The sequence below is a fragment of the Streptomyces sp. DG1A-41 genome, assembly GCF_037055355.1.
GTDB lineage: Bacteria > Actinomycetota > Actinomycetes > Streptomycetales > Streptomycetaceae > Streptomyces.
Window position 1 is genome coordinate 8,173,086 of the sequence record NZ_CP146350.1, and the last position, 18,840, is coordinate 8,191,925.

Below are 18,840 nucleotides of genomic sequence, written 5' to 3' on the forward strand. Positions count from 1 at the left end.
CTGGTTCCTTTCCGGCGGGGAGGTCAGGCGGACTTGGGCTCGACCCGGGCCACGACCACATGAGGGCGGCCCGGGTGCGGTGTGGTGAAGGCGGCGTACAGCGTCTCGTGGTCACGGCCGTCGACGGTCAGCGCGGACCAGCCCGCCGCCTCGAAGCGGGCGGTGATCCCGCCGGGTCGGGCGTGTGTCGCGGAGGAGTTGTCGACGACGACGGTGTGCAGCCGGTCGAGCCCGGCGGGTCCGGCGAAGGCGATCGCCTCGTGGTTGCTGCCCTCGTCCAGCTCGGCGTCCCCGATCAGCGCCCACACCCGCGGCTCGTCGAGCCCCTGGGCGCGCAGTCCCAGTGCCGTACCGACGGCGATCGGCAGCCCGTGCCCGAGCGATCCGCTGCCGATCTCGGCCCCCGGCACGAGCGTGCGGTCGGGATGGTGCCCGAGTGGGGAGTCGTACGAGCCGAAGCCCGGCAGCCACCCCACCGGCACGAAACCCTTGGCGGCCAGCACGGCGTAGTACGCCATCGGCCCGTGTCCCTTGGACAGCAGGAACCGGTCCCGCTCCGGGTCGGCCATCCGCTCCGGGCTCACCCGCAGCACCCGGTCGTACAGCACCCACAGCACGTCCAGCGTGGACGTCGCGGCCGGGCCGTGCTTCTCGTCGCCGGTCATCAGGCCCATGAGCCCCGGCAGGTCGGCGTACGTGTAGGTCATGTCCGTCGCGTTCGTCATGCGCCCGAGCGTGCAACCTCAACCAATGTTGAGGTCAAGCGGCGGGGCGCGGAAACGGATGCGCGATCACCGGCGCGAGTGCGGTATTGTTTCCCTGCGCGTTCGGTCGGGGGAATCCCCAGGTCAGACGGGCAACGGGACGTGGCGCAGCTTGGTAGCGCACTTGACTGGGGGTCAAGGGGTCGCAGGTTCAAATCCTGTCGTCCCGACTTGCGGAAATCGCAGGTGAGAGGCTGTTTCAGCGTAGGTTGAAGCAGCCTCTCAGTCGTTTCCGGCGGTCGTCTCGGGCTCTGCGACGGCGGCGACCTCATACAGAGGGATCATGTGTCGACGGGCGGGAGCTTCACGCGACCTGCTGAGGGGTGGATCCACGTGCTCGACGGCTGTACGCCCTGGCCCGAGGAACTCGCCGCGCGCTACCGGGCATCCGGCTACTGGCAAGGCGAAACGTTCGACGGCTGCTGCGTGACTGGGCCCGCGCACACCCGCACCTGCTGAGCGACCCCAAGGAGATCCACGAACACGCCATCTTTGTACGCCTCGCCGTCGAGGAACTGACCCAGGTCTGCCGCCCGGGCACGGTGGCCGTCGGGGAGTTCATGACGGGGAACGCGGCTCGGTGCAACACCTCGCCTCACGCGTCGCGGGACAACTGGCCGACGGACACGGCCCCTGGCACGCTCTGGCGACCCTCTTCCCCGCGATCACCGCGACCGGCTGCCCCAAAGCGGCGGCACTGCGTGCGATCAGCCGGTACGAGAGCGAGCCGCGTGGTCTGTACGTCGGCGCCGTCCTGACCGCCGACGCCGACGGCTCCCTCGACGCGGCTCTCGTCCTGCGCACGGCCTTCCAGCGCGACGGCCGCAGCCGGCCGCGCGCGGGCGCCGGGGTCATGGGCCAGTCGGCCCCGGAACGCGAATGGGAGGAGACCTGCGAGAAGCTGCGCAGCGTCGCCCCGCACCTGCGCCTCACCGCTCCCGAACACGCGGAACCGAGATGAAACCCGCTCCCGCTCCCGCGGGACGAGCGTGGCCGGGCTGTGTCAGCCGCCCCCGTCCAGGTCGTCGCGCCGGCGCAGCACCTTCAGCTGGTGACCGCGCATCTCCATCTCGTACAGCTTCCCGCGTGCGTTCTCGAAGGGCCGGTGGAGGATCATCATCAGGCGGCCGTCGAAGGTGTGGAACAGCATGCCGTGGCCGCTGTCGTCGCGGACCAGCGGCCGGTGCTGCTGCCACGGGCCGTGGATGTCCCCGGACTTCGACACGGCGTACGTCTGCACATAGCCGCCGCTGATCGTGCCGTCCTGGCCGGCCGTGTTCTTCTCGTAGGTCGACCACAGTAGGAGCAGAGACCCGTCGGGGGTGCGGTACAGCTGGGGGCCGTCGGTGATGTAGGGCGGCAGCTGGTGAGGTACGCCCGCGGGGATCTGCTCGGCGGTCCAGGACGCGTCCGAGGCCTTGAAGAGGAACACCGGGTCGCCGACCGTCCGGGACAGGTCGGGGGCCAGCCGGATCGCCTCCATGGTTCCGTCGATCGTCTGGAGCCACTCGTGCGCGTACACCATCCAGGGCTGCCCGGCCGGGTCGGCGTACAGCGTGCCGTCGAGGGTCATGAGGTGCTCGGGCGGGACGGGACGTGCCGGGTCGAGCACCGTGAACGGGCCCAGCAGCGAGTCGGAGACGGCCGTGATCGTGCCGCGCATATGGGTCGGGGTCCGGAACGGGACACCCCACTGGTTGGGTGGCGGGACCGGGAGCGGCCGGTTCTCGTTGTGCAGCGTCGTGAAGAGGTAGTACCTGCCGTCCCAGGCGTGCACCTCCGGCGCCCACGCGCCGTCCGTCGCCCAGATGCCCTTCTGCTCGGCGGTCAGGAACACCACGACGGGGCGCGTCCAGTCGCGCAGGTCGTGGCTGCGGTAGACCATCGTGCCGGTGCCGTCCACGCCCGATACGGAGGGATCGTTGGACGTATAGAGGTGGTAGGTGCGGGTCTCGCCGTCGGCGACGACGAACGGATCGTGCAGCGGCATGTCGGGAAGCCGCAATCAGCTCACCCCTCGGTGATGGCCCGCACCCGTCAGATCACGCAGCCCGCGTGGGCCAGCGCCTGCTTGAGCAGCACCCCGTGGCCGCCCGGCATCTCGCTCTGCACCGCCTCCGAGACGGCCTCCTGCGGGCTGAACCACACGAGGTCGAGGGCGTCCTGCCGGGGCCGGCAGTCGCCCGTCACCGGCACGATGTAGGCAAGGGACACCGCGTGCTGACGAGGGTCGTGGTACGGCGTGATGCCCTGCGTCGGGAAGTACTCCGCGACCGTGAACGGCTGGAGCGACGCCGGGACGCGGGGCAGCGCGACCGGGCCGAGGTCCTTCTCCAGGTGGCGCAGGAGGGCGTCGCGGACGCGTTCGTGGTGCAGCACGCGGCCGGAGACCAGCGTCCGGCTGACCGTTCCGTCGGGCCCGATGCGCAGCAGCAGGCCGACACTGGTGACTTCCCCGCTGTCGTCGACGCGTACCGGGACCGCCTCGACGTAGAGGATCGGCATGCGGGCGCGCGCCATCTCCAGGTCGTCGGAGGACAGCCAGCCGGGCGTGGTTTCGGTCATGTCAGACATTGCTTGATCATACTTTCAGCCGTTCGGACTTCCTGGGTAGCCGCTCGGGAGGAACTGTGACCGGCCCCACGCCGTTCAACCGTCTCCCGGGGAGTCGTCCGGGAGACGGTAGACCCGCCGGGCATTGTCCCGGCCCGCCCACCGGGCGATCCGCAGCGCGTCCGGCAGGGACAGCTCGTCGGCGTCCACCCGCTCCTGGAGAAGTCCCGCCAGGCCCTGCCGGAAGGCGAGCGCCCCGAGGTGGAAGAACTCGGGCACACCATAGGCGTCGGAGCTGTACAGCAGTTTGCGGAACGGTGTGATCTCCAGGGCCTCCGCGAGGACCGCACCGGCCCGGGCGGGGCCGACGTGGTGGAGCGTGAGGCCCACGTCGAGATACACCCGCTCGAAGACCGCCGCGAGGTAACCGGCCTGCCGCTGGTAGGGCCAGCAGTGCAGCAGCAGGACGGGGATCGTCCCGGCGGTCAGGTGCAGCCAGTCCGTGAGATGGGCCGGGTCGGCCCGGTGCAGCCGGATGTCGTTGTCACCGAACCCGGTGTGCAGTTGGAGCGGCAGACCGAGGTCCACGGCGGTCCACAGCAGGTGCCGTACCAGGACCGGGTCGTCCAGGCGGCCGCCGCGGGCGGCCCAGTGCCGGGCGGCGCCGGTGACCTCCGCGTCCGAGGGGCGGGCCGGGTCCAGGTCGAAACCGGTGCGGTAGGCCGCCACCGACTTCACGGCCACCACGCCGGGCCGCCGCACGGCGTCCAGCGCCGCAGCGCGGAAGGCGTCCGCGTAGGCGTCCGGCTCCACCCCCGTCGCCCGCACCGACTCGGCGACGCCCTCCAGCCGCACGACCTCGTACGCGGACCCGCCCGCGGCCTCGGCGATCTCGCGTGGGGTCGTGAGCCGGTGGGGCGCGTAACCGGTGTCGACGCAGAAGACGTCCGTGCCCGAGGAGGTCAGGAAGCGCCGCTGCACCTCGCGCCGGCCGAGCTCCGAGCGCCGGGCCAGGTACTGCTCCACGGGGGCGTGCCGCGGCAGGTCCAGCAGGGGAGCGCAGTGGCGGCGCACGGCCACGCCCACCGGGCTGTCGAAGGGCGAGACGCCCGGCCACGCGTCGCCCTCCGTGAGCAGTGGCTCGAAGGCCTCCCGGCCGAGATCGGCGGCAACCGTGCCGTGGCAGTGGTGGTCGACCAGGCGCAGAGCGTCGAGCGCTTCGCGTACCGCGCCCACGTCAGTACTTCCACCGGTACGCCGCCGCCACCTGGTCGTCGTCGAGACCGGCGACGGACGCCAGCTCGCCCCGCCGTACGGCGATCACCGCGTCGGCCAGGACCGGGCCGAGGGCGGCCCGCAGCACATCGTCCTCGCGGAACTCCTCGACGGCCCGCTCCAGCGAGACCGGCAGCCGCCGTACGCCCCGGGCCGCAGCCTCCGCCTCGCCCAGCCGTGCCGGATCTCCGGTGGTCTCCTCGGGCAGGGCGGCGGACGAGGCCAGGCCGTCCAGCCCGGCGGCGATCAGGGAGCCGATCGCGAGGTAGGGGTTGGCGGCCAGGTCGACGGGCTTGACCTCGAGGTTCGCCGCCCGGTCGCGCGTGCCCGCCGTGCCGGTGACGACCCGCAGGGCGGTCTCCCGGGTCTCGCGGCCCCACGCGGTGAACACCCCGGCCCACTGGGAGGGCCTGAGCCGCAGATAGCTGGCGGGGCTCGGCGCGGTCACCGCCGTGAGACCGCGCAGGTGGGCGAGGACGCCGGCCGCGAACGACTCCGCCTCGGCCGTCATGCCGTACCGGCCCTCGCCCCCGGAGTGCAGATTGACCCCGTCGCGCCAGGCGGAGAGATGGACATGCCCGCCGTTGCCGACGCCCTGCCCCACGACGGCCGGGGCGAACGAGACGCGCAGCCCGTGCCGCTGGGCCACCGCGCGGACCGTCTGCCGCACCAGCACGCTGCGGTCGGCCGCCGCCACCGGGTCGACGGCCCCCACCGAGATCTCGAACTGCCCGGCCGCGTACTCGGGATGGACCTGTTCCACGTCGAGGCCCTGGGCCGCGCACGCCGCCAGCAGGTCGGCGGTGTAGTCGCCGAGCTCCACCTGCCGCGCGGCCCCGTACGCCGGACCGGTCGTCGCGGGCACGAACGCGTCGCCGGGCGCGTCCCCGCGGGCCACGGTCCACTCGACCTCCACGGCCGCCTTGAACGTCAGGCCGTGCCGCTCGGCCGCCCCGGTGACGACCCGGCGCAGGAACGTGCGCCCGCAGCCGGGATGCCGCTCCCCCTCCTGCGTGACCCGGTCCACCGGCGCCCACGCCCAGCCGGGCTGCCCGGCCAGCACCACGAACTCGTCCAGGTCCGGGTAGAGGCGCAGATCGCCGTCGGGGGAGCCGAGGACGTCGGTGGTGACGATGGAGTCGTTCGCCAGGAACGTGTCGAACACCGGGGACATGCCGACGCCCCAGGCCGCGGCCGAGGCGAGCCTGGCCGTCGGGACGGTCTTCACCCTGCCGATGCCCGCGGTGTCGACGTAGGACAGCACGACGCCGTGCACACCCCGCCCGGACAGCTCGCCGCTCAGCGCGGTGGCCCGCTCGACATCACCGGGACGCCCGCCGGGCACGGGGTCGGCCAGGGTCGTCATACGTCCTCCTCGACGGGACGGTCGCCGGGCGTCAGGGCTTCACGGCCACCGCGCCGTACTGCGGCACCAGCACGGCCGAGTCGGCGTCGGCACGCCACTGCCCGCACGACACCATGCCCGGCTCGAGCAGCTCCAGACCGTCGAAGAACGCGGCGATGTCCGCGCCGCTGCGGGCGGTGATCGGGGGAGTGGCGTTCTCGTTCCAGAACTTCATGGCCGGGATCTGGCCCGCGCCGCCGAGCTCGTCGTCGAAGGTCGGGTGGGTGAGGACCAGGAAGCTGCCGGAGGGGACCGCGGCCATCACGCGGCGCACGATGTCCCGGGCCTTCTCAAGGTCCAGGACGAAGTTGAGGATGCCCAGCATCATGACGGCGACTGGCCGGGTGAAGTCGAGGGTGTGCCCGGCCCGTTCGAGGATGGCGTCCGGGTCGTGCACGTCGGCGTCGATGTAGGCCGTGACGCCGTCGCGGGTGCCGGTCAGCAGAGTGCGGGCGTGCACCAGCACGATCGGGTCGTTGTCGACGTAGACGATCCGTGAGTCGGGCGCGAGCCGCTGGGCGATCTCGTGGGTGTTGTCCGCCGTCGGCAGCCCCGTGCCGACGTCGAGGAACTGCCGCACTCCGCGCTCGCCGGCCAGGAACGACACGGCACGGCCCAGGAAGTCCCGGTCCGCCCGGGCGATGTCCCGGATGATCGGGAACATGCCGGCCACGTGCTCGCCGACCCGCTGGTCGACCTCGTAGTTGTCCTTGCCGCCGATCCAGTAGTTCCACACGCGCGCGTTGTGCGCCACACCGGTGTTCAGCCTCGCCGAGCCGCTCGTCGGGGTGTGGCTCTCACTCACGTCTCTTTCCTCTCCTCGCCCGAGCGACCGACACCGGCCATCGCCGCCATTGTGCCGTTCCGATGATCACGCTGTCCCGGGAATCGGCAGACCGGCGGGGCCGTCGGGCGCGCGGCGGTGGAGAGCCGCGGACCGCGTTACTCGACCTCGCCGGGGTTCGGGGAGGGCGTCTTGCCGGCCAGCACGTCTTCCAGGCGCTGGGTGCCGAGCCGCGCCGCCTGCTCGACGGAGTCGCTCTCGCCCCCGGCGAGCCCGCCCGCCGTGACGGTGATCGCGTCGTCTCCGACGCGTACGGCGGCGACGTCCAGGGTCAGCGTGGCCTCCGTGCCCCCGGTCCTGCCCCGCACCGTCACGCGCAGGCCCGCACGGGCGTCGCCCACGCCGGGCAGCGAGGTCTCGACGACCTGGACGGTGCGCTGTTCACCGTCGTCGGTGACGGTGAACTGGTCGCACTTCTCCGGCAGGTTCGCCATCCAGTTCAAGGAGTCCTGCGGGTCGGTCCGTTCGTAGGAGGCGACCTGGTACAGCATGCGCGAGTCGCCCTGCTCGAAGCCGCGCAGCTCGGACGGTCCGGACGGCCTGCCCAGCAGATCGTCGTCGAAGAGGGAGTCGAGGAGCCGTTGGCAGTCGGCGGCCTGGGCCTTGGCGGTGAGGAAGGCGGAGACGTCGACCGTGCCGATGAGCAGGCTGTCGTGCCAGTTCTCCGCCTCCGTGTCCTTGACCTGGGTCCAGTCGTCCTCGATGTCCGCCTCGGTGATCAGCGCGGTGCGGGCGCGGTCCGCGGTGAGGGTGGTGGTGGGAGAGGGGGTCTGCCGCTCCCCGGCGACCTGTGACGCGGCGACGCCCGAGATCCGCGAACCGTCTTCGTCGCCGTCGTCCGAGCAGGCGGCGGTGGTCAGCAGCGTGCCTGCCGCCAGGGCGCAGGAGAGAACGCGGACGAGCCGGTACGGACGACGGGTCATCGGGAGTGCCTCCTGAGAACGTGACGCGTGTCCTCAGGGCACCACCGGCACCGACGGCCCACCACCGGCATCGGACCGTTCGGGTGAGCGTCACCCGAGACGCCTCACGCTCCGGCCCGGGCGTGCCCGTTCTGCCAGGCCCAGGCCGCGATCTCGACGCGGTTCCGGGCGGCCAGTTTGAGCTGCACGCTGGACGGGTGCGTCGTGCCGTGGAGAGGGAGACGTACAGTTCGGCCGCGATCTCGGCGTTGGTCCGGCCGAGGGCGACCAGGGTGAGTGGCCCCCGAAAGCGGGGCCGATGGGGCCGGTGCCGCCGGCCGCCGGCGCGGTGACTGCTTGAGCAGCCGGACCGTGACCGACGGGGAGACCAGCGAATCGCCCGCGGCGGCGGCCCCGGGGCCGCCCACGGCGGCGGCTTCGGCCTCGTCGGCCTGAGGGAACGCCTGACGGCGCTGGGCGGCGAACTGCGCGCGGGGCCGCGGGCGGGGGTGGGGTGGCAGGTGACGGCGACGTTCCCGGTGGGCAAGGGCTGAGGTGTCCGAGACGGGCCGGCCCCCTTGGCTCTGGCGTGGCACACCGCCCGGGCTGTTCAATGTAGCTGCACACCCGCCGCTCGTGAGAGGAGCCGCCCGTGTCCCCCGCCGTCGTGCCGCCCGTCGGGGCGCGTATCCGGCAGGCGCGTCTGGAGCGTGGGGTGAGCCTGCGTGCGCTCGCACGGGAAGTGGGTGTGTCGGCGAGTCTCGTGTCGCAGATCGAGACCGGGAAGAGCCAGCCGTCCGTCAGCACGCTGTACGCGATCACGACGGCCCTGGGCCTCTCCGTCGAGTCCCTCTTCGACGCCCGGGCCTCCTCGCCGATGACCGGCGTGAACCCGCCCGGCACCGTCCCGCACGCCGTCGCCGCCCTCTCCGCCCTCGCCGCCGACCCGAGGCGGCGGATCGGCCCGCTGGTCGGCGCGGGTGAGCGCGAGACCCTGGAGCTGGACTCGGGCGTCGTATGGGAGCGTCTCGGCCGGGTGCCGGGCGCGGATGTCGACTTCCTGCTGGTGACCTACCGGCCCGGCGGCTCCTCCTCCGGCTCCGGCGGCCTGATGCGGCACGCCGGCACCGAATACGGCTATCTGACCTCCGGCGAACTGATCCTCACCCTCGGTTTCGACGAGTACACCGTGCGCCCGGGCGACGCCGTCTGCTTTGAGTCGACGACCCCCCACCGCTACCGCAACGATGGAGAGGTACCGGCTGTGGGTGTCTGGTTCGTGTCCGCCGGTGTTCAGTGACACTTGACACCCATAGGACCCGGGCGTTCACTCCGAAGTGGGGGTGGTCGCCATGGCGATCCGCACATACGGGCCCAACGCCGTCGACTGGGAAGAGCGCATCGACCTGGACCGGCTGCGCGGACAGCGGCTGGCCCGGCTGCGCGAGTTCCTGAACCGCTCCGAGCTGGGCGCGGTGCTCAGCTTCGACTTCGCCAACATCCGCTACATGACCGCTACGCACATCGGCACCTGGGCGATGGACAAGCTGATCCGCTTCGCCCTGCTGGTGCGCGACGGCGAACCGGTCGTCTGGGACTTCGGCTCCGCCGCCCGCCACCACCAGCTGTACAACCCGTGGCTCGACTACAGCGACGGCAAGGGCGGCCCGCCCACCGGCGCCCGCGCCGGCATCTCCACCCTGCGCGGGGCCTTCCACCCGGACGCGGGCATCGCCGAGGACGTCGCCGCCAAGATCGCCGCCGAGCTGCGCGACCACGGGCTGGCGAACGAACCGCTCGGCGTCGACGTCGCCGAGATGCCGGTCCTCGCCGCCCTGCGCGCCGAGGGCATCGACGTCGTCGACGGACAGCAGGTCTTCCTGGAGGCCCGCCGGATCAAGACCGGCGACGAGATCGCCCTGCTCACCCAGGCCTGTGCCATGGTCGACGCGGCCTACGAGGAGCTGTACGGCCATCTGCGCCCGGGCGTGCGCGAGAACGAGTGCGTCGGCGTCGTGGCCAAGGTCCTGTACGACCTCGGCAGCGAGTACGTCGAGGGCGTCAACGCCATCTCGGGCGAGCGGTGCTCACCGCATCCGCACGTCTACAGCGACCGCTTGATCCGCCCCGGCGACCCGGCCTTCTTCGACATCCTGCACAGCCACCTCGGCTACCGCACCTGCTACTACCGCACGTTCGCCGTGGGCAGCGCCTCCCGTGCGCAACGGGACGCCTATGTGCGCTGCCGTGAGTACATGGACCGGGCGATCGCGCTCGTCAGGCCGGGCGCGACCACCGCCGACATCGTGCGGGTGTGGCCGCGCGCGGAGGAGTTCGGCTTCGCCGACGAGACCGCCGCCTTCGCCCTCCAGTACGGGCACGGCGTAGGCCTGTCGATCTGGGAGAAGCCGATCTTCAGCCGTCTGGTCTCCCTCGACCATCCCGAAGTCCTTCACGAGGGCATGGTGTTCGCCCTGGAGACGTACTGGCCGGCCGCCGACGGCTGGTCCGCCGCCCGGATCGAGGAGGAGCTCGTCGTCACCGCCGACGGCTGCGAGGTCATCACCAAGTTCCCCGCCGAGGAACTGCTGGTGGCCGGGCGCAAGTACTGGACGGTGGGCGGCGAGCTGAACACCCGCCGGGAGGCGCAGTCCCATCTCAACACCTCGCGTGGCGACGGGGCGAGCTGATGGACGCCGCCGGACTCCTCGCCTGCTACGAGCGGATGGCCGTCATCCGCCGTACGGAGAAGGCCGCCCACGACCTGTTCCTCCAGGGGCTGGTGAAGGGCACCACGCATCTCGCCGCCGGGCAGGAGGCGATCGCCGTGGGTGCGAGCGCCGCGCTGCGCTCGGACGACTACGTGTTCGCCACCTATAGAGGTCACCACCATGCCCTCGCCCGGGGCGCCACCCCCGAGGAGTGCCTCGCCGAGCTGATGAGCCGGGCGACCGGGCTGTGCAAGGCCAAGGGCGGCTCCATGCACCTGACCAAGGCGGCCACCGGCATGCTCGGTTCGTACGCCATCGTCGGTTCCCATCTCCCGATGGCGGTCGGCGCGGCCTGGTCGGCCCGGCTGCGCGGCACGGACCAGCTCGCGGTCGCCTTCTTCGGCGACGGCGCGACCAACATCGGCGCCTTCCACGAGTCGCTCAACCTGGCCGCCGTGTGGAAGCTGCCGGTGCTGTTCGTGTGCGAGAACAACCTGTACATGGAGTACACGCCGATCGCCGAGGTCACGGCGGTGGCCCGGCCCGCCGCCGACCGGGCGCCCGCCCACGGGATACCGGGCGAGGTCGTCGACGGCAACGACGTCGTGGCCGTCGAGGAGGCGGTGGCGCGGCTCGCGCGCCGGGCCCGGGCCGGAGGCGGGCCCGCCGTGCTGGAGGCCGAGACCTACCGGCACTTCGGGCACAGCCGCGCCGACCCGGCGAGCTACCGCCCGGCCGAGGAGGTCGAACGGTGGCTGAAGCACGACCCGTTGGACCTCGCACGGGGCCGGCTCGCCGAGCTGGGGGTCGGCACGGAGGCGGTCGCGGAGGCGGACGAGCGGGCCCGGGCCCTCGTGGAGCGGGCCGTGGAGGCGGCGAAGGCGGGGCCGCCGCCCGATCCGCGGGAGGCACTGACCGACGTGTGGGCGGACGGAGGTGCCGCATGGCGGACGTGATCACCTACCGGGAGGCGGTCGCCGAGGGCATCGCGCGCGAGATGCGCCGGGACACGACGGTCGTCTGCCTCGGCGAGGACATCGCCGCGGCCGGCGGTGTGTTCAAGACGACCGTGGGTCTGCGAGCGGAGTTCGGGCCCGAGCGGGTGTGGGACACGCCCATATCCGAACAGGCCATCGTGGGTGCGGCGATGGGCGCCGCGATGACCGGGATGCGGCCCGTCGCGGAGATCATGTTCTCCGACTTCCTGGCCTGCTGCTGGGACTACCTCGCCAACGAGATCCCGAAGGTCCGCTACATGACCGGCGGCCAGGTGACGGTGCCCCTCGTCGTGCGCACCGCCAACGGCGGCGGCCTCGGCTTCGGCGCCCAGCACTCGCAGGCCACCGAGAACTGGGCACTGACCGTCCCGGGCCTGAAGATCGCGGCACCGGCCACACCCTCCGACGTCATCGGCATGATGGCGGCGGCGATCCGCAGCGACGACCCCGTGGTCTTCTTCGAGCACAAGGCCCTCCTGGCCACCAAGGGGGCTCCGCCACCGCCCGGTCACGTCGTCGAGCTGGGCCGGGCCGCCGTCGTACGCGAGGGCACCGACGTCACGCTCGTCGCGCTCGCCTCCACGGTGCCCTTGGCGCTGAAGGCAGCCGACGTGCTGTCGGGGGAGGGGACCGAGGTGGAGGTGATCGACCTGCGCTGCCTGGTCCCGCTGGACGCCGCGGCCGTCCTCGGCTCACTGCGCAGGACCTCGCGGCTCGTCACCGTCGAGGAGAACCCGTACCAGGGCGGCTGGGGCGCCACCGTCGTCTCGATCGTCGCCGACGAGGGCTTCGGCCTGCTGGACGCGCCCGTGCGGCGGGTGGCGGGGGAGTGCGTCCCGCTGCCGTTCGCCGACGCACTGGAGGAACAGGTCATCCCCACCGTCGACAGGGTCGTCACGGCGGTCCGCCAACTCGCCGCCTATTGAGCCGCCCGCCCACCCACGCACCGAAGACCCCATGGAGGAAGCGCGATGACCACAAGAACACTGCTGCGCTCCGGTCACGTGATCTCGATGGACCCCGCCATCGGGGATCTGCCCCAGGGGGACGTCCTCGTCGAGGACGGCAGGATCGTGGCCGTACAGCCCGAGATCAGCGCCGGCGCCGAGGTCCTCGACATGACCGGCCGCATCGTGATCCCCGGCTTCGTCGACACCCACCGCCACACCTGGGAGGCGCCGATCCGGGGCGTCGCACCCGACGCCACCCTCGACGACTACTTCGTCGACATCCTCGACACCTTCGCACCCCTGTACACCCCGGAGGACGTCTACGCGGCCAACCTCGCGGGCGCGCTGGAATGCCTCAACGCCGGTATCACCACGCTCGTCGACTGGTCGCACATCAACAACACCCCGGATCACCCGGACGCCGCGATCCAGGGCCTGGCCGAGTCCGGCATCCGGGCGCAGTACGCGTACGGCAGCGCCAACACCTCCCTCGCCGACTACTGGTTCGAGAGCAAGATCGCGATACCGGCCGACGACGTCCGGCGGATCCGCGCCCGGCACTTCGCGTCCGACGACGGCCTGCTGACCATGGCCCTCGCCACCCGCGGACCCGGCTTCTGCGTCAACGACGTCGTCGCCTCCGAGTGGGCCCTCGCCCGGGAACTCGGTATCCCGATCACCGTGCACGTGGCCATGGGGCGGCTGGCCGGGCGCTTCGGCATGGTCAAGCAGCTCCACGGCATGGGGCTCCTCGGCCCGGACACCACCTACGTCCACTGCTGCTACCTCAGCGAGGAGGAGTGGCGGATGGTCGCCGACAGCGGCGGCACGGTGTCCATCGCGCCGCAGGTGGAGATCCAGATGGGGCACGGCTGGCCGCCCGTGATGCAGGCGATCGAACACGGTCTGCGGCCGTCGCTCAGCATCGACGTCGTCACCACCGTGCCCGGCGACATGTTCACCCAGATCCGCGCGGCCTTCGGCGCCGAACGCGCCCGCGTCAACGCCGACTGCTGGCAGGCCAACATGCCGGCCCCCAGCACCATGCTGACAGCACGTCAGATGCTGGAGATCGCCACCGTCAACGGTGCCCATGTCGCGGGCCTGGAGGACCGTACCGGCTCCCTGACCCCCGGCAAGCGCGCCGACATCGTCGCGATCGACGCCACCGCGCTGAACGTCGCGCCCGTGCACGACGCGGCGGCCGCGGTGACCCTGTGCGCGGACGTGTCCAACGTGGACACCGTCCTCGTCGACGGCGTTATCCACAAGCGCGACGGCAGGTTGCTCGCCGACACCGGACGTGCCCTGCGGCTCGTCTCGGAGGCCCGGGACCGGCTCCTCGCGGCGAAGGAGGCCAAGGAGCCCAAGGGGGAGAAGGCCACGGCATGACCAATCACCTGGTGCGCCGCGCGGCCGAGCCGCCCGAGCCGCCGTACGACGCCCTGGGCCACCGGCGGCGGACTCTGGTCGGCGAGGACGACGGCAGTGTGCACACCGGCTTCGGCCTGTGCGAACTGCGACCGGACGGCCGTGTGCCCGCCCGTGTGCACTCGTACGAGGAGAGCTTCCACGTCCTCGACGGGGCCGTGATCCTCGACGTGCCCGAGGGCTCGTACCGGCTCCAGGAGGGGGACTACGGCCTGCTGCCGATCGGCGTTCCGCACGCCTGGCGCGGCGCCGGGGACACCGGCGGCCGCTGGGCGGACATGCTCGCCCCCGTGCCGCGGGCCCGCTACGGGTACGACACCCAGACGGTGCCGGACCTGCCCGCTCGCGACCCCGTCCGGATCGACGTCCGCGACCCGCGCACCCGCTCCTTCGGTCACTTCGAACCCGACCAGATGGACCCCGGCAAGCAGTCCCAGGACCTGCTGGCCGTCACGGCGAGCATGCGCACCGCGCTGCTGGTCTACAGCGGCATCACGGTGAAGATGATGGTCGACAGCGACCTGGGCGCGGTCGGCTCGACGATGTTCATGGTGCAGTACGCGCCCGACGGCGTCATCGGCACCCACGACCACCCCTTCGAGGAGACGTATCTGATCCTGGAGGGCGTGGCCGAGACCACCCTCGACGGCGAGCGGTACCGGCTGGAGCCCGGGGACCTCGCGTGGGCGGGCGCCGGCTGTGTGCATGGGTTCGTGAACGCTGGGCAGGGGCCCCTGCGATGGCTGGAGACGCAGGCGCCGCAGCCACCGGCTCGGCACTCGTACCGGTTCACCAGGGACTGGGACTATCTGCGCCAGGTGCTTGAGGAGGGGTCATGAGCAGCGTCCTCGTCGTCGGCGGCACGTCGGGCATCGGCCTCGCGTTCGCCCGCGCCCGCGCCGAGCTGGGAGACGAGGTGGTTCTGACCGGCCGCGACGCCCACCGCGCCGACCTCATCGCCAAGGAGTTCGGCGCCCGGGGCATCGCCCTCGACCTGGGGCGGCCGCTGGAGATCGCGGCGGCGCTGGCCGACGTCGGACGCGTCGACCATCTGGTGCTCGCGGCGGTCTCCCGGGACGACAACAAGGTGAGCGAGTACGACATCGACGCCGCCCTGCGGCTGGTCACCCTCAAGCTCGTCGGTTACACCGAGGTCGTGCACACGCTGCGGACCCGGCTGCACGACGACAGCGCCATCGTGCTCTTCGGCGGACAGGCCAGGGAACGCCCCTACCCCGGGGCGACGACGGTGGCGACGGTCAACGCGGGCGTGCGGGGCCTGATGAACTCCCTCGCCGTCGAACTCGCTCCCGTCCGGGTCAATGTCGTGCACCCCGGCGTCGTCGGCGACAGCCCGTACTGGCAGGCCAAACCGGAGAAGGTGCTCGACGTGCTGCGCACCGAGACGCCCACCGGGCGGCTCTCCACGATGGCGGACGTGGTGGACGCGGTCGGCTTCCTGCTGCGCAACCGGTCGGTCAACGCGGTGGAACTGCCCGTGGACGGGGGCTGGTTGCTGGGGTGAGTGCCGGGTCCGGGAGGGTGACCCGGCAGTGCCGGGCCGGGAACGGTCACCCGGCCCGTCGCAGCGTGTCCTCGGCCACGTCCTTGTCCACCGCCGCCCGCACCAGCGCCGCGGCGAGAACGGCCGGGTCGGTCCGCCCGGCCAGCTCGGTGAGACGGTCCGGGTCCTTCGGCAGGTTCAGCCGCTCGGCTCCTTGGAGGGCCTTGGCGTCGAGGTAGGGGGCGAACTCCGGCCACACACCCTGTGCCTCGCGCGGAAAGATGTCGGCACCGGCCGGGCCCATCCCGGGGAACTCCTGGAGCAGATGGCGCAGTTCGGACACCTTGCCGTCGGCCTCCCGGCGCAGTCGCCGCAGGTCCCCGCTCCACCGCTCGGTCACCAGCTCGGCGGCTTCGCCGAGTTGGGTCGCCGTGCGCTCGTCGTAGCGCCGGTAGCCGCCCCGGCCGAGCGCGTCCACCCGCTCCTGCCAGTCGGCCTCCGCCATGCGGCACGGGTCGCGCAGCCCCGCCTCGTGCAGGGCACGGGCGGTGGCCAGCGCGATCGAGGCGCGGATACGGGCACTGAGCAGATGGGCCAGCACCAGCAGCCGGTACAGGGGCTGCGGGGTGTCCCTCAGCCGGATGCCCGCCTCCTCCGCGTACGTCCGGCCGTGCGCGTCGAGGAGTTCGCGCACGACACGCTGCTGCCGGTCCACGGCTCCTACCCCTTGAGCGGATCGTGGCCGACCGTCATCAGCCGGCGCCGGCGGCGCGTGTCCTCGGCCGTCACCTCGGGCTCCGGCTCGTTCTCCACGTCCACCTGCGAGGTGACCGTGTCCACGACCTTCCGCATCACCCGCAGGTCGTCCTCGGTCAGGTCGGTGCGCCGCTTCTGGAGGATCGCCAGGACGTGCTGCCCGGTCTGCGTACCCGCCTGATCGGGCAGCGGCTCCGCGTCCTCGTCGGCGTCCCGCATCCGCAGCCAGGCCGCGAGCTCCTGCGAGGTCATGTTCACCACGCGGTGGAAGTCCTCCCACAGCGCGTCGAGTTCAAGGGCGTCGGTCATCACATGCCCCTTCCGTACGTACGTGCGCGCCGGTCAGCCCTCACGGGGGAAGTTCTCGGCGTCGAACATCCACCGCTGCTTCTCCAGCTCGGCGGTGATGCTGATCAGCAGGTCCTGGGTGACCAGGTCGGCCTTCTCGGTCGCGTCGATGCGCCCGCGCAGCCGGCCGATGGCGTCCTGGAGGGACTCCACCATCACCTGCACGGCGTCCGAGTCGCGCACCCAGCCCTCCTTGGGGGCGGGCAGCGTGAAGGCCTTGGCGATGGTCTCGGGCCGGCCGTCCGGCGGGACGCCGAGCGCCGCGGACCGCTCCGCCACCGTGTCGGCGAAGTTCCGCGCGGCCGAGACGACCTCGTCGAGCTGGAGGTGGATCGACCGGAACCGCGGTCCGACGATGTTCCAGTGCGCCTGCTTCCCGATCAGCGAGAGCCCGAGCAGATCCACCAGGGTGTCCTGGAGTGCCTCGCACGAGACCCGGCGGGCCTCCTCGGGCAGTGTGCTCCGCACAGCCGTCATAGGGCGCTTCTCCTTCTCGCGTCGTTCCTCGTGGTCCGGAGCAGTGCGTCGCGCTCCTCCTCGCAGGTCCCGCCCCACACGCCCGAGGCCTGGCCGTTGCTCAGCGCGTAGCTCAGGCACTCGTCGGTCACCGGGCAGCGCGCGCAGATCCGCTTCGCGGTCGCGACGTCCCGCAGGGCCGGACCTGCCGTGCCCACGGGGAAGAACAACTCGGGGTCCTCGTCCACACAGGCGGCGCTCCGCAACCACTCCATGAACGCGCGGGTGCCCAGGGCGCACTGGTGCAAACGCGAGGTGTGACGGGCGCGGCCGGTCCCGGAACGGCGACCTGGCCTGCGACAACGCCCTCCTGGACCCCCGGGACCCGCAGAAACCTTCTCAGGCGGCGGCCGAGGGTCTAATATTCGAAACTAGCGGTGCTAATTAATTTGCGGTGTGTGAGGAGTCCTCTCGTGCGTCCCGTCCACTTCGCGGCCGCCCGCCGCACCCCCATCGGCAAGCTGCGCGGCTCCCTCTCCCCGGTACGGCCCGACGACCTCGCCGCCACCGTCGTCCGCGCCCTGGTCGGCGACGTGCCCGCGCTGGAGGCGGCCCGGATCGACGACGTCTACTGGGGCGCCGCCAACCAGGCCGGCGAGGACAACCGCAACGTCGCCCGCATGGCCGCACTGCTCGCCGGCCTCCCCGAGTCCGTGCCCGGAGCCACCGTCAACCGCCTCTGTGCCTCCGGCCTGGAGGCCGTGACCACGGCAGCCCGCACCATCGCCGCCGGCGAGGCCGACATCGTGATCGCGGGCGGCTCCGAGTCGATGAGCCGAGCCCCCTTCGTCCTGCCCCGCCCCGACGAGGCCCTGCCGCACCGCATCGAGACCGCCGACACCCGCCTCGGCTGGCGCCTGGTCAACCCCGCGATGCGGGACCTGCACGGTCTGCTCTCCATGGGAGAGACGGCGGAGGAGGTCGCCGCGCGCTACGGCATCCCGCGCGAACGCCAGGACGAATTCGCCCTGCGCAGCCACCGACGCGCCTCCCTCGCCCGAAAGAACGGCCACTTCGACGACGAACTCCTGCCCGTGGAACGCCCCGACGGGGTGGTCGTCGACACCGACGAGTGCGTCCGCGAGGACACCTCGTACGAGAAGCTGTCCCGGCTGAAGCCGGTTTTCCGGGACGGCGGCACGGTCACCGCGGGCAACGCCTCCCCGATGAACGACGGCGCCGCGGGCCTCCTCCTGGTCAGCGAGGACGCCCTGCACGAGCTGGGCCTGGAGTCCCTGGGCCGCTACGTCGCCGGAGCCTCGGCGGGCGTCCACCCCGACGTCATGGGCATCGGCCCGGTCCCCGCCACCCGCAAGGCACTGACCCGGGCCGGCTGGACCATCGGGGACCTGGAGGAGGCCGAGTTCAACGAGGCCTTCGCGGCCCAGGCCCTGGCCTGCGTGGACCAGCTCGGCATCGACCCCGACCTGGTCAACCCCAGCGGCGGAGCCATCGCCCTAGGCCACCCCCTGGGCTGCTCGGGCGCCCGCATCCTGACGACGCTGCTCCACCGGATGCGGCGCACGGGGGCGGGGCGGGGTCTGGCGACGATGTGTGTCGGGGTGGGGCAGGGCAGCGCGCTGCTGGTGGAACGGGCGTAGCCGCCCGGACGGGGTCAGCCGGCGAGCGCGATCGGTCCGAGACCGGTGGGCAGCAGGCGCACGGCCAGCGCCACGGCCTCCTGCGCCGTGGTGAACAGGCCGAGGTCCGCAGTGATGAAGCCCCGGTTCACTGCGTACATGCCGTCGCTGCCCGCGGTCAGGCACGGCCCGACGGTGGTCAGGCCCGGCCGGGTGGTGGTCGAGAAGCGCAGCGCCCAGTGACTCGTGAACGGGTAGAGGGCGCGCAGCGCCGGCTCGGCGTACGCCGCCTCGACCAGGGCC

20 protein-coding genes, 1 tRNA gene and 2 pseudogenes are annotated in these 18,840 nt (G+C 72.1%); 11 read left to right on the forward strand and 12 right to left on the reverse strand.

Going from position 1 to position 18,840, the window contains the following annotated elements; translation table 11 throughout:
• Nucleotides 1–23: 23 nt before the first annotated feature.
• The gene (locus V8690_RS37745) at nucleotides 24–725 is read right to left on the reverse strand and encodes a transketolase (protein WP_338784531.1); all 702 of its coding nucleotides are present in this window, start codon (nucleotides 723–725) and stop codon (nucleotides 24–26) included.
• A 135-nt stretch (nucleotides 726–860) separates the two neighbouring features.
• On the opposite strand from V8690_RS37745, the gene V8690_RS37750 reads away from it, so the two are divergent.
• Both V8690_RS37750 and V8690_RS37755 read left to right on the forward strand, forming a co-directional pair.
• Nucleotides 861–934 (forward strand) — tRNA-Pro (locus V8690_RS37750).
• A gap of 282 nt (nucleotides 935–1,216) precedes the next feature.
• Nucleotides 1,217–1,725: pseudogene (locus V8690_RS37755) on the forward strand (chorismate-binding protein); the annotation flags it as partial.
• A 42-nt stretch (nucleotides 1,726–1,767) separates the two neighbouring features.
• On the opposite strand, the gene V8690_RS37760 reads toward V8690_RS37755, so the two are convergent.
• From V8690_RS37760 to V8690_RS37785, 6 genes are all read right to left on the reverse strand, one after another.
• The gene (locus tag V8690_RS37760) at nucleotides 1,768–2,754 is read right to left on the reverse strand and encodes a glycoside hydrolase family 43 protein (protein ID WP_338785602.1); all 987 of its coding nucleotides are present in this window, start codon (nucleotides 2,752–2,754) and stop codon (nucleotides 1,768–1,770) included.
• A 47-nt stretch (nucleotides 2,755–2,801) separates the two neighbouring features.
• On the reverse strand, nucleotides 2,802–3,338 hold the full coding sequence (locus V8690_RS37765) for an NUDIX hydrolase family protein (RefSeq protein WP_338784532.1): 537 nt from the start codon (nucleotides 3,336–3,338) through the stop codon (nucleotides 2,802–2,804).
• Nucleotides 3,339–3,413: 75 nt separating this feature from the next.
• The gene (locus V8690_RS37770; protein WP_338784533.1) at nucleotides 3,414–4,553 is read right to left on the reverse strand and encodes an amidohydrolase family protein; all 1,140 of its coding nucleotides are present in this window, start codon (nucleotides 4,551–4,553) and stop codon (nucleotides 3,414–3,416) included.
• Nucleotide 4,554: 1 nt separating this feature from the next.
• Nucleotides 4,555–5,958, reverse strand: a complete 1,404-nt coding sequence (locus V8690_RS37775; RefSeq protein ID WP_338784534.1) for a glutamine synthetase family protein — start codon at nucleotides 5,956–5,958, stop codon at nucleotides 4,555–4,557.
• Nucleotides 5,959–5,989: 31 nt separating this feature from the next.
• Entirely contained in the window at nucleotides 5,990–6,802 is an 813-nt protein-coding gene (locus V8690_RS37780) for an SAM-dependent methyltransferase (RefSeq protein WP_338784535.1), read from the reverse strand.
• 137 nt (nucleotides 6,803–6,939) lie between these two features.
• A complete protein-coding gene (locus V8690_RS37785) occupies nucleotides 6,940–7,764 on the reverse strand; it encodes a hypothetical protein (protein WP_338784536.1) in 825 nt (274 codons plus the stop codon).
• A 401-nt stretch (nucleotides 7,765–8,165) separates the two neighbouring features.
• On the opposite strand from V8690_RS37785, the pseudogene V8690_RS37790 reads away from it, so the two are divergent.
• From V8690_RS37790 to V8690_RS37825, 8 genes and pseudogenes are all read left to right on the forward strand, one after another.
• Nucleotides 8,166–8,297: pseudogene (locus tag V8690_RS37790) on the forward strand (sensor histidine kinase); the annotation flags it as partial.
• Nucleotides 8,298–8,395: 98 nt separating this feature from the next.
• Nucleotides 8,396–9,043 carry an XRE family transcriptional regulator gene (locus V8690_RS37795; protein WP_338784537.1) on the forward strand — a complete coding sequence of 216 codons (648 nt, stop codon included), beginning with the start codon at nucleotides 8,396–8,398 and terminating at the stop codon, nucleotides 9,041–9,043.
• A gap of 52 nt (nucleotides 9,044–9,095) precedes the next feature.
• On the forward strand, nucleotides 9,096–10,433 hold the full coding sequence (locus V8690_RS37800; RefSeq protein ID WP_338784538.1) for a Xaa-Pro peptidase family protein: 1,338 nt from the start codon (nucleotides 9,096–9,098) through the stop codon (nucleotides 10,431–10,433).
• Nucleotides 10,433–11,410, forward strand: a complete 978-nt coding sequence (locus tag V8690_RS37805) for a thiamine pyrophosphate-dependent dehydrogenase E1 component subunit alpha (protein ID WP_338784539.1) — start codon at nucleotides 10,433–10,435, stop codon at nucleotides 11,408–11,410. The genes V8690_RS37800 and V8690_RS37805 overlap by 1 nt, the downstream gene beginning before the upstream one ends.
• The gene (locus V8690_RS37810) at nucleotides 11,398–12,378 is read left to right on the forward strand and encodes an alpha-ketoacid dehydrogenase subunit beta (RefSeq protein WP_338784540.1); all 981 of its coding nucleotides are present in this window, start codon (nucleotides 11,398–11,400) and stop codon (nucleotides 12,376–12,378) included. Before V8690_RS37805 ends, V8690_RS37810 begins: the two co-directional genes overlap by 13 nt.
• 45 nt (nucleotides 12,379–12,423) lie before the next feature.
• The gene (locus V8690_RS37815; RefSeq protein ID WP_338784541.1) at nucleotides 12,424–13,794 is read left to right on the forward strand and encodes an amidohydrolase family protein; all 1,371 of its coding nucleotides are present in this window, start codon (nucleotides 12,424–12,426) and stop codon (nucleotides 13,792–13,794) included.
• Nucleotides 13,791–14,672 (forward strand): cupin domain-containing protein, encoded by an 882-nt coding sequence (locus V8690_RS37820; protein WP_338784542.1) that lies wholly within the window; start codon nucleotides 13,791–13,793, stop codon nucleotides 14,670–14,672. Before V8690_RS37815 ends, V8690_RS37820 begins: the two co-directional genes overlap by 4 nt.
• Nucleotides 14,669–15,358: an SDR family oxidoreductase gene (locus tag V8690_RS37825; RefSeq protein ID WP_338784543.1), complete on the forward strand. Its 690-nt coding sequence runs from the start codon at nucleotides 14,669–14,671 to the stop codon at nucleotides 15,356–15,358. The genes V8690_RS37820 and V8690_RS37825 overlap by 4 nt, the downstream gene beginning before the upstream one ends.
• A 46-nt stretch (nucleotides 15,359–15,404) precedes the next feature.
• Here the strand turns inward: V8690_RS37825 and V8690_RS37830 are convergent, their stop codons facing one another.
• Genes V8690_RS37830 through V8690_RS37845 form a run of 4 tightly spaced genes read right to left on the reverse strand, consistent with a single transcriptional unit; the run spans nucleotide 15,405 to nucleotide 17,172 of the window.
• Entirely contained in the window at nucleotides 15,405–16,052 is a 648-nt protein-coding gene (locus tag V8690_RS37830) for an endonuclease (protein ID WP_338784544.1), read from the reverse strand.
• Between the two features lie 5 nt (nucleotides 16,053–16,057).
• Nucleotides 16,058–16,402, reverse strand: coding sequence for a DUF3140 domain-containing protein (locus V8690_RS37835; RefSeq protein ID WP_010044727.1), 345 nt, complete (start codon nucleotides 16,400–16,402; stop codon nucleotides 16,058–16,060).
• A gap of 33 nt (nucleotides 16,403–16,435) precedes the next feature.
• Nucleotides 16,436–16,918, reverse strand: coding sequence for a DNA starvation/stationary phase protection protein (locus tag V8690_RS37840; protein ID WP_338784545.1), 483 nt, complete (start codon nucleotides 16,916–16,918; stop codon nucleotides 16,436–16,438).
• On the reverse strand, nucleotides 16,915–17,172 hold the full coding sequence (locus V8690_RS37845; RefSeq protein ID WP_338785604.1) for a WhiB family transcriptional regulator: 258 nt from the start codon (nucleotides 17,170–17,172) through the stop codon (nucleotides 16,915–16,917). Before V8690_RS37845 ends, V8690_RS37840 begins: the two co-directional genes overlap by 4 nt.
• Before the next feature lie 198 nt (nucleotides 17,173–17,370).
• On the opposite strand from V8690_RS37845, the gene V8690_RS37850 reads away from it, so the two are divergent.
• A complete protein-coding gene (locus tag V8690_RS37850; protein ID WP_338784546.1) occupies nucleotides 17,371–18,558 on the forward strand; it encodes a thiolase family protein in 1,188 nt (395 codons plus the stop codon).
• Between the two features lie 14 nt (nucleotides 18,559–18,572).
• On the opposite strand, the gene V8690_RS37855 is transcribed toward V8690_RS37850, so the two are convergent.
• Nucleotides 18,573–18,836: a DUF6193 family natural product biosynthesis protein gene (locus V8690_RS37855; RefSeq protein WP_338785605.1), complete on the reverse strand. Its 264-nt coding sequence runs from the start codon at nucleotides 18,834–18,836 to the stop codon at nucleotides 18,573–18,575.
• Between the last annotated feature and the right edge of the window lie 4 nt (nucleotides 18,837–18,840).

Excerpts from the sequence above, each read along its gene's own strand:
- V8690_RS37745 (WP_338784531.1), bottom strand. The coding sequence starts at position 725 with ATGACGAACGCGACGGACATGACCTACACGTACGCCGACCTGCCGGGG.
- V8690_RS37760 (WP_338785602.1), bottom strand. The coding sequence starts at position 2,754 with ATGCCGCTGCACGATCCGTTCGTCGTCGCCGACGGCGAGACCCGCACC.
- V8690_RS37765 (WP_338784532.1), bottom strand. The coding sequence starts at position 3,338 with ATGTCTGACATGACCGAAACCACGCCCGGCTGGCTGTCCTCCGACGAC.
- V8690_RS37775 (WP_338784534.1), bottom strand. The coding sequence starts at position 5,958 with ATGACGACCCTGGCCGACCCCGTGCCCGGCGGGCGTCCCGGTGATGTC.
- V8690_RS37785 (WP_338784536.1), bottom strand. The coding sequence starts at position 7,764 with ATGACCCGTCGTCCGTACCGGCTCGTCCGCGTTCTCTCCTGCGCCCTG.
- V8690_RS37800 (WP_338784538.1), top strand. The coding sequence starts at position 9,096 with ATGGCGATCCGCACATACGGGCCCAACGCCGTCGACTGGGAAGAGCGC.
- V8690_RS37805 (WP_338784539.1), top strand. The coding sequence starts at position 10,433 with ATGGACGCCGCCGGACTCCTCGCCTGCTACGAGCGGATGGCCGTCATC.
- V8690_RS37810 (WP_338784540.1), top strand. The coding sequence starts at position 11,398 with ATGGCGGACGTGATCACCTACCGGGAGGCGGTCGCCGAGGGCATCGCG.
- V8690_RS37815 (WP_338784541.1), top strand. The coding sequence starts at position 12,424 with ATGACCACAAGAACACTGCTGCGCTCCGGTCACGTGATCTCGATGGAC.
- V8690_RS37820 (WP_338784542.1), top strand. The coding sequence starts at position 13,791 with ATGACCAATCACCTGGTGCGCCGCGCGGCCGAGCCGCCCGAGCCGCCG.
- V8690_RS37825 (WP_338784543.1), top strand. The coding sequence starts at position 14,669 with ATGAGCAGCGTCCTCGTCGTCGGCGGCACGTCGGGCATCGGCCTCGCG.
- V8690_RS37835 (WP_010044727.1), bottom strand. The coding sequence starts at position 16,402 with ATGACCGACGCCCTTGAACTCGACGCGCTGTGGGAGGACTTCCACCGC.
- V8690_RS37840 (WP_338784545.1), bottom strand. The coding sequence starts at position 16,918 with ATGACGGCTGTGCGGAGCACACTGCCCGAGGAGGCCCGCCGGGTCTCG.
- V8690_RS37845 (WP_338785604.1), bottom strand. The coding sequence starts at position 17,172 with ATGGAGTGGTTGCGGAGCGCCGCCTGTGTGGACGAGGACCCCGAGTTG.